Annotated in this window: 13 protein-coding genes; 5 read left to right on the top strand and 8 right to left on the bottom strand. The window is 64.7% G+C overall.

All coding sequences use genetic code 11. The annotated features are described in order from the left end of the window. The 5 genes from F8K16_RS07485 to F8K16_RS07465 form a co-directional block, all read left to right on the top strand. A partial coding sequence (locus tag F8K16_RS07485) for a hypothetical protein (RefSeq protein WP_294948863.1) occupies positions 1-273 on the top strand: 273 nt, incomplete at its 5' end. Continuing rightward, complete coding sequence (gene lpxK / locus F8K16_RS07480; RefSeq protein WP_294948860.1) at positions 254-1,324, top strand: tetraacyldisaccharide 4'-kinase; 1,071 nt, start codon at positions 254-256, stop codon at positions 1,322-1,324. The genes F8K16_RS07485 and lpxK, both read left to right, overlap by 20 nt. Further along, a complete protein-coding gene (locus F8K16_RS07475) occupies positions 1,263-1,466 on the top strand; it encodes a Trm112 family protein (protein WP_294948858.1) in 204 nt (67 codons plus the stop codon). The genes lpxK and F8K16_RS07475 overlap by 62 nt, the downstream gene beginning before the upstream one ends. Beyond that, positions 1,463-2,221, top strand: coding sequence for a 3-deoxy-manno-octulosonate cytidylyltransferase (gene kdsB, locus F8K16_RS07470; RefSeq protein WP_294948855.1), 759 nt, complete (start codon positions 1,463-1,465; stop codon positions 2,219-2,221). Before F8K16_RS07475 ends, kdsB begins: the two co-directional genes overlap by 4 nt. Continuing rightward, positions 2,221-2,436, top strand: coding sequence for a hypothetical protein (locus tag F8K16_RS07465; protein ID WP_294948852.1), 216 nt, complete (start codon positions 2,221-2,223; stop codon positions 2,434-2,436). The genes kdsB and F8K16_RS07465 overlap by 1 nt, the downstream gene beginning before the upstream one ends. Before the next feature lie 3 nt (positions 2,437-2,439). Here F8K16_RS07465 and F8K16_RS07460 read toward each other — a convergent pair whose 3' ends face one another. The 8 genes from F8K16_RS07460 to F8K16_RS07425 all read right to left on the bottom strand — a co-directional run. Further along, a complete protein-coding gene (locus tag F8K16_RS07460) occupies positions 2,440-2,721 on the bottom strand; it encodes an EscU/YscU/HrcU family type III secretion system export apparatus switch protein (RefSeq protein ID WP_294948850.1) in 282 nt (93 codons plus the stop codon). Next, positions 2,718-3,713 carry a hypothetical protein gene (locus F8K16_RS07455; protein ID WP_294948848.1) on the bottom strand — a complete coding sequence of 332 codons (996 nt, stop codon included), beginning with the start codon at positions 3,711-3,713 and terminating at the stop codon, positions 2,718-2,720. Before F8K16_RS07455 ends, F8K16_RS07460 begins: the two co-directional genes overlap by 4 nt. A gap of 1 nt (position 3,714) precedes the next feature. Further along, on the bottom strand, positions 3,715-4,503 hold the full coding sequence (locus tag F8K16_RS07450) for an A24 family peptidase (protein ID WP_294948846.1): 789 nt from the start codon (positions 4,501-4,503) through the stop codon (positions 3,715-3,717). A 353-nt stretch (positions 4,504-4,856) separates the two neighbouring features. Next, positions 4,857-5,243, bottom strand: a complete 387-nt coding sequence (gene queD / locus F8K16_RS07445) for a 6-carboxytetrahydropterin synthase QueD (RefSeq protein ID WP_294948844.1) — start codon at positions 5,241-5,243, stop codon at positions 4,857-4,859. A 19-nt stretch (positions 5,244-5,262) separates the two neighbouring features. After that, the gene (locus F8K16_RS07440; RefSeq protein ID WP_294948842.1) at positions 5,263-6,123 is read right to left on the bottom strand and encodes a polyprenyl synthetase family protein; all 861 of its coding nucleotides are present in this window, start codon (positions 6,121-6,123) and stop codon (positions 5,263-5,265) included. Between the two features lie 106 nt (positions 6,124-6,229). Beyond that, complete coding sequence (locus tag F8K16_RS07435) at positions 6,230-6,418, bottom strand: hypothetical protein (protein ID WP_294948839.1); 189 nt, start codon at positions 6,416-6,418, stop codon at positions 6,230-6,232. 2 nt (positions 6,419-6,420) lie between these two features. Beyond that, complete coding sequence (locus tag F8K16_RS07430; RefSeq protein WP_294948837.1) at positions 6,421-6,591, bottom strand: hypothetical protein; 171 nt, start codon at positions 6,589-6,591, stop codon at positions 6,421-6,423. Between the two features lie 18 nt (positions 6,592-6,609). After that, the coding region (locus tag F8K16_RS07425; protein ID WP_294948835.1) for a hypothetical protein at positions 6,610-6,911 on the bottom strand (302 nt) is incomplete at its 5' end.

Here is a 6,911-nt window from a genome sequence, read left to right as displayed (position 1 = left end):
GCCGGTCACCACGGCAGCACCACCTCAAACGGCACGGCACTGCTGGATGGTCTCGGCGTGCGTCAGGTGGCCGTCTCGGCCGGCTACCGCAATCCATTCCATCTGCCTGCGTCGGCGGTGAAGGCGCGCTGGCTGAAGCGGGGCATCAGGGTGTACTGCACCGGTTGTGAAGGCCAGCTCATCTGGCAGCTGTCCCAGCGGAGTGTGCGACTGATCGGGCAGAGGCGGACACAAAGCCCTACAATCTACCGACATGAGTGTATTCGCAAGTGACTGGCCCCGCTGGTGGATGGATGCAGGGCATCCTGCAGGCCGTCTGCTCGCGCCGTTGGGCGCGCTGACCTGCCGTATTGCCCGTGGACGGTTGCGCCGATTTCGCAACACCTTCGATCCGACCTTTCCCACGGCCGTCGTGGTGGTGGTAGGCAATGTCACCGTAGGCGGCAGTGGCAAGACGCCGCTGCTGCTGCGTCTGGCGGAGCTGCTGCGGGAGGCGGGGGTGCCGTTCGGCATCATCAGCCGGGGATATGGTGGCAGGGGGCCGTTTCCACAGGTGGTGCGGCCGCAGACTTCACCGGAAGAGTGCGGGGATGAACCGGCACTGATTGCCCGGAGATTGGGGTGTCCGCTGGTGGTGGACCCGTACCGGGACAGGGCGGCCCGGACGCTGCTGGAGCGCCATCCACAGGTGCGGGTGATCCTCTCTGACGATGGATTGCAGCATTACGCCCTGCCTCGTGATCTGGAGGTGGTGGTGGCCGATGGGGTGCGTGGCGCGGGCAACGGTCGCTGTCTGCCGGCCGGACCGCTGCGGGAACCCTGGCGGCGGGTGGAGGAAGTGGACTTCCGTATCAGCAACGGTGCTGGAGATAGAGCTGAACTGGCCGGTTGGCCGGTGATGCGGCTGGAGCCGGTGGCATGGCGCCGGCTGGACGGTAGCCGCCTGCCTCTGTCTGCACTGGCGGGGCGCACTGTCCGGGCGCTGGCGGGCATCGGCAACCCGCAGCGCTTTTTCGACACCGTGCGCGAGCTGGGTGTGGCAGTCAGCGACACGGTGGCGCTGCCGGACCATGCGTCCACAGAACAGCTGCAGCGCGTGCTTGAACAGACGCCCGGTCCGTGGGTCATGACGGAAAAGGATGCGATAAAATGCCAGCCGGACGGTGCGGGCGAGCACTACTGGCTGGAGGTGGCCGCCCGGCTGCCTTCTGAATGGGAACAGGCATGGCTGGCCCGGGTGAGGGCCTGTGTGGAGGAGAAATATGAACCCCAAGCTGCTGGATATTCTGGTATGCCCGCTGACCAAGACGAAGCTGGTCTATGACCGTGACCGGCAGTGGCTGGTCTCCACCGCGGCCAAAAAGGCCTATCCCATCCGGGATGACATTCCCATTCTGCTGGCTGATGAGGCGGTGGATCTGGATGAGGACACCGTCGAGCGTTACCGCAAGCAGAAGTCCGCATGAGCTTTCAGGTTGTCATCCCCGCCCGTTACGCCTCTTCACGCCTGCCGGGCAAGGTGCTGGCAGACGTGGGCGGGCATCCGCTGGTGTGGTGGACCTGGCGCAATGCGCTGGACAGCGGCGCAGAGGAGGTCTGGATCGCCACGGAATCGGACAAGGTGCGCGCGGTCTGCGAGGCCTTTGGTGCCCGGGTGGTGATGACCTCCGCAGAGCATTCTTCCGGCACGGAACGGCTGTCGGAGGTGATCACCCGGCTGGGATGGGCTGACGGGACGCTGGTGGTCAATGTGCAGGCGGACGAGCCCATGCTGCCGCCTGAACTGATCCGGCAGGTGGCGGAGGGGCTGGCGGCGGACACGGAGGCGGAAATGGCCACCCTGTGCGAGCCGATCGCCTCACCAGCGGCCCTGTTCGACCCCAATGTGGTCAAGGTGGTGCGCAACGCCCGGGGGCATGCCATCACTTTCTCCCGCGCGCCCATTCCCTGGAACCGGGATGTGGACTTCCACCATGACCGCATGGATCCGTCCCATCTGCACAGCTATCGCCGTCATATCGGCCTGTATGCCTACCGGGCCGGATTCGTGCAGCGCTATGTGAGCTGGCCGCCGTGCGAGCTGGAGCAGCTGGAAAAGCTGGAGCAGTTGCGGGCGCTCTACCATGAGGCCCCCATTCTGGTGCTGGACGCCCTGTGCGACGCAGGCATCGGAGTGGACACAGCGGAGGATCTGGAGCGCGTGCGGCAGGTGCTGGGCTGATGTGGCTCAAGCTGTTCAGCGCCCTGCTGGTGGCCGGCTTTCTCTACTGGATGGTGCGCCACCGTCTGCGGCAGCGAAGGCTGCGTCGTGAGGGTGTCGAGCCTGAACCGGCAAGTGTGGGACCGCTGCGGCCGGTGACTGTGCTGGCGTTGCTGATGCTGGGCATGTATGGCGGCTATCTGCTCTTCTGGCTGCTTTCCTCCGGCCAAGACTGACTTTCATTTTTTCGGCTGCGGCGGTACCTTGCCGCTGAGCTCGTAGGCGAAGATGAGTACTTCCACCACCGCCTGATAGAGCATGGGCGGGATCTCCTGATCCAGCTCCACCTGCGCCAGCAGCTCCACCAGCTCCGGCTGATCGACGATGGGCACGTTGGCCTCGCGCGCCAGCCGGATGATCTCCTCGGCGATCAGCGCCTGTCCCTTGGCCACCACCGTGGGGGCGCCGTGTCCGTCGTATTTGAGCGCGACCGCTTTTTTGCGCGGGTTCCGTTCGTTCATGCCTTGGCCCTCACGCTGAGTGCCGGCGCGCCCAGCCGGCTGGATGGGGGTGTTTCGTGCCACGTCACCGTCACCTGATCGGTCAGTTCACGCAGGCGCTCCCTGAGGGTCTTGAGCGCGTCCCGCACTGTGGGATCGGCAGCCCAGATGATGACCTGAAGGGCCTCCGTTGTCAGGGTGATGAGCGCCTCGAAGGGGCCGGTGCGGGAAAAGTCCAGCTGAAGCAGCGCGCGCCAGTCGGATGCGCCGTCAGCAGGCTCGGGCGGATAGAAGGTCAGGCTGCCATCGCGGATGTCCGAACGGGGCTCGAACAGCAGCGGAAAGGAGAAGGCGCCTTCCATGAGACTGCGGGCCTGGTGATGCTCGATGCGACGCAGCAGTTTGCGAATGGGATCGATCAGCGCGTCCTTTTTCTGTTCCTTCGCCAGCGCCAGCATCTGCAGCAGGGTGGCCTTGATGTCCTGCGCCACGGGCTGACCTGCGGCAAGTCGGGCTTCCAGCTGGGTGCCACCGTTGAGCAGATGGGCGCGCAGCTGTTCAATCCCCGGGCGTTTCTGCGGCCTGAGCAGTTGCTGCTGGAGCTTTTCTGTCAGCGTGGCCAGCATGGGGCTGGCCTGAGCGGCGGGCAGAGCCTGAAAGAGCTGGGTGAGCACGGTCTGCATGGCCTGCGTCGGCGGCGTGGACAAGGGTTGCAGGAGCGGAGGTGTGGTGGCCGCCGGGCTGCCGGTTGTTATGGAGGGGGCGGACTGGGGAATCAGGCGCCATTGATTGTTGGCGAACTGCACCAGAAATGTGAGCCGCTGCCCCGGTGTGAGCGGGATCTCGCTGCGCGCCTGCAACGGATGCCCCTGAATGTTGAGCGTGGCCGTCTCGCCCTGAACACGGGTGACGGTGGCCTGAAGCAGCGTGTCGGGTGTCAGGGCCAGCTGGCCGACCAGCCGCGGCGGAAGAGTAAGGGCCTGTAGCGGTGGAAGGCTGACAGGCCCGCTCATGTCAGAACAGCCGTTCCAGTTGCGGGCCGAAGTAGAGCCACGCCAGCCCGGCCAGGCCGATGTAGGGGCCGAAGGCGAAGTGGGTCTCGCCCCGTCCCGCCAGACGCAGCAGCAGCTGCGCCAGAATGCCGGTCAGAGCGGAGAGCAGCAGCAGTCCCGGAATGGCCTGCCAGCCGAACCACGCCCCCACCGCTGCCATCATCTTGAAGTCGCCGTAGCCCATGCCTTCCCGTCCGGTGACGAGCCGGAACAGCCAGTAGGTGCCCCAAAGCAGGCCATAGCCCAGCGCAGCGCCCCAGATGGCTGCTTCCGCCGTCACCCACAGATGCAGGCTGTTGGCCAGCAGCCCCAGCCACAGCAGTGGGTAGGTGAAGGCGTCCAGCAGGAGCTTGTGCTCCAGATCCACCGTCACCAGCAACACCACCAGCCAGCCGAAGCCCACGGCGAAAGCCCCCTTCGCGCTCAGGCCGAACTGCCATACGGCAGCCACGGTCAGCAGCGCAGTGGCCAGCTCAATGAGGGGGTAGCGTTTCGAGATGGGCTGTCCGCAGGCATGGCAGCGCCCTCTGCTGGCCAGCCAGCTCAACAGGGGGATGAGTCGATACCACGGCAGGGTGGTTTCGCAGTGAGGGCAGGCGGAACGGGTGCGCAGGTCCCACAGCGGGGGGACGGGCTCGCCGTGATATTCGGCCAGCAGCCGGCGGGGCAGCCGCCAGCTGAGCATGGAAAAGAAGCTGCCGAAGATCAGGCCGATGATGGCGGCGGCCAACAGCACCAGAGGGTCGTGCATGGGCAGGATTCCTGTGTTTTTGCTGCAACTATTTTAGGCGGCGAGTGTGTGGCGTGCGGGATTTTTGCCTGGAGAGGTGAGGTTGTCTCCGATCTTGTGGCTTTCCTTTCAGGCTCACAGGCAACATCCGTTCAGGCTGCCTGTGGAGAGGCGAGGATGCCATGAGATGTGGTTTCTTGACGGGGTCTCCCCTGATTTTGCGGAGCCGGTTTTCGCGCGCGCCGCTGCAAATCCCGTGTCACCCATGCTCTGGTGCTTTCACAGGCCGGAAATGTGTTTTCTGGCGGGGTCTCCCCCATTTTTGCCGAATCGATTTCCAGCGCGCCGGGCGGGCGGCGGAAATTGCGGGGATTTCAGCCTCTTTCACCGAGGGTGACGCGGTTGCGGTCGTTTTCCCACACGGTGATGCCAACCACATGGCAGCGGTCGTTGTTGATGCGCTCGCTCAACTTCTGGAACAGGAAGAGCGCCAGGTTTTCCGCCGTGGGGTTGCGGGTCTGGAAGAAGGGGTGGTCGTTGAGGTAGGTGTGGTCCAGCTCGGCCACCACTTCCCGGGCATGACGCTTGATAGCCTTGAAGTCCATGACCATGCCCACCTCGTCCAGCTGTGTGCCGCGCACGTGTACTTCCACCTTCCAGTTGTGGCCGTGCAGTCTGGCGCAGTCGCCGTCGTAGCCGTGCAGCCTGTGGGCGGCGGCGAAGTCGAGCAGAGTGGTGAGGGTGAACTGTGGTGTCTGCATAGGGGTGCGGATTATACGCCTAATGACGCCTTTCCGCCACAAAGTCAATGACTTGGCGCAGAGCGGGGGAGCGCAGCGGGAGTTCGTTCAGCAGCAGGTGGCACTGCTGGATGAGTTCATCTCGATAGTCCCGCGCCGCGTCTAGCCCCAGCAGGGCGGGGAAGGTGTTCTTGCCGTTGCGGGCGTCGCTGTCGGCGGATTTGCCTGTCTGCGCCCCTTCGGCTTCGAGAATGTCGTCCTGCACCTGGAAGGCCAGTCCCAGCGTCAGCCCCAGCCGGCCGAGCGGTTTTTCCAGTGAGGGGTAGTCCTGTGAAGGGGCGGCACCCAGCAGCAGGGCGGCACGGATGAGCGCGCCGGTCTTGAGTTCGTGAAGGAGGATCAGCGCATCCAGCGTCATAGATTGACCGGTGGCGGCCATGTCCATCATCTGGCCGGCCACCATGCCCTGGCTGCCGGCGGCATGGCTGAGCAGCTGCAGCTGACGCAGACGGATGTCGGCGGGCAGTTCCGCATGGCTGAGCAGCTCCATGGCTTCGGTCAGCAGTGCGTCACCCGCCAGGATGGCGGTGGCCTCGTCAAACTTGATGTGAACGGTGGGCTGGCCTCGGCGCAGGTCGTCGTCATCCATGGCGGGCAGGTCGTCGTGCACGAGGGAGTAGCAGTGCACCAACTCGATGGCGAGCGCGGCCGGGTCGAGCTGTTCCTGTGGCAGGCCGAGGGCTTCGCCCACCAGCCATGTGAGGGCGGGGCGGAAGCGTTTGCCGCCATTGGTGGTGGCGTAGATCATGGCCGCCTTGAGAGCGGGTTCGATGGGCCGTTGCTGCCAGTAGTCGCGCAGCAGCCGCTCACAGCGCTGTTGCCAGGGGGTCAGCAGGTTCATGGGCTTGCTCCGGGAAAGCGCTCATTTTAAGCGAGCCGGTGCGGGCATGATGAGGGAGATGAACAGGCCGACCCTGCCGACGGCCTGTTGGATGAGGTTTGAGAGGTCAAAGCCAGCGTAATGCGGCACCGGCGCCCAGTGCTAGCATGACGGTCAGCGCCACCGCCAGCGGATTGCGCCAGCGGCGCAGGCGTTCCGAATGGCGGCAGAGCCATCGGGTGATGACGGTGGCCGGCCAGATCATGAAGAACAGCAGGGCGCTGGCGAAGACCAGCACGAGAATGCCGTCAAGCATGGTCAGGATTCCTCCGGCGGTCGGTGCTGCAGCTTGCGCTTTTCCTGCACGTAGATCCATGCCATGGGCAGCAGGATGAGCAGGTGCAGGGTGATGGTCAGGGTCAGCGGCCCCTGGTTGAGCCAGGCGAAGATGTTGTCACAGCTGACGTCGGTGCATTTCTGGATGATCATGGTTTTGTCCTCCCTTGTTCATGCTGCGGCAGGAGCCGGTTTCATTTCATGCCGTTGTTCTTCGTGCTGGCGGCTGCCAATGGTCAGCAGGTCGACAAACAGCAGCACGAAGCCGATGAAGGTCACCACGCCCATGGCCAGCCGCCAGCCCTGCGCCTGCACATACCACGGCAGGTTCTGGGCGGTGAAGTAGGCCTGCCAGCCACCGCCCAGCTCGGCGCGCTCCACCAGTGTCTGCTCGTAGCCCATGATGGTCAGCGCCACGGTCATGCCCATGATGCCGAAGACCAGCAGGCCGATGGACCATTTGGTCAGGGCGG

Source organism: Sulfurivirga sp. (genome assembly GCF_015490265.1).
Lineage (GTDB): Bacteria > Pseudomonadota > Gammaproteobacteria > Thiomicrospirales > Thiomicrospiraceae > Sulfurivirga.
The sequence above is the reverse complement of the archived record's forward strand: the minus strand, read 5'-3'. Positions and strand labels throughout refer to the sequence as shown.

Bases quoted from the DNA above. Each gene is read 5' to 3' on its own strand.
- lpxK (WP_294948860.1), top strand. From the start codon at position 254: ATGAGTGTATTCGCAAGTGACTGGCCCCGCTGGTGGATGGATGCAGGG.
- F8K16_RS07475 (WP_294948858.1), top strand. From the start codon at position 1,263: ATGAACCCCAAGCTGCTGGATATTCTGGTATGCCCGCTGACCAAGACG.
- kdsB (WP_294948855.1), top strand. From the start codon at position 1,463: ATGAGCTTTCAGGTTGTCATCCCCGCCCGTTACGCCTCTTCACGCCTG.
- F8K16_RS07465 (WP_294948852.1), top strand. From the start codon at position 2,221: ATGTGGCTCAAGCTGTTCAGCGCCCTGCTGGTGGCCGGCTTTCTCTAC.
- F8K16_RS07460 (WP_294948850.1), bottom strand. From the start codon at position 2,721: ATGAACGAACGGAACCCGCGCAAAAAAGCGGTCGCGCTCAAATACGAC.
- F8K16_RS07455 (WP_294948848.1), bottom strand. From the start codon at position 3,713: ATGAGCGGGCCTGTCAGCCTTCCACCGCTACAGGCCCTTACTCTTCCG.
- F8K16_RS07450 (WP_294948846.1), bottom strand. From the start codon at position 4,503: ATGCACGACCCTCTGGTGCTGTTGGCCGCCGCCATCATCGGCCTGATC.
- queD (WP_294948844.1), bottom strand. From the start codon at position 5,243: ATGCAGACACCACAGTTCACCCTCACCACTCTGCTCGACTTCGCCGCC.
- F8K16_RS07440 (WP_294948842.1), bottom strand. From the start codon at position 6,123: ATGAACCTGCTGACCCCCTGGCAACAGCGCTGTGAGCGGCTGCTGCGC.
- F8K16_RS07435 (WP_294948839.1), bottom strand. From the start codon at position 6,418: ATGCTTGACGGCATTCTCGTGCTGGTCTTCGCCAGCGCCCTGCTGTTC.
- F8K16_RS07430 (WP_294948837.1), bottom strand. From the start codon at position 6,591: ATGATCATCCAGAAATGCACCGACGTCAGCTGTGACAACATCTTCGCC.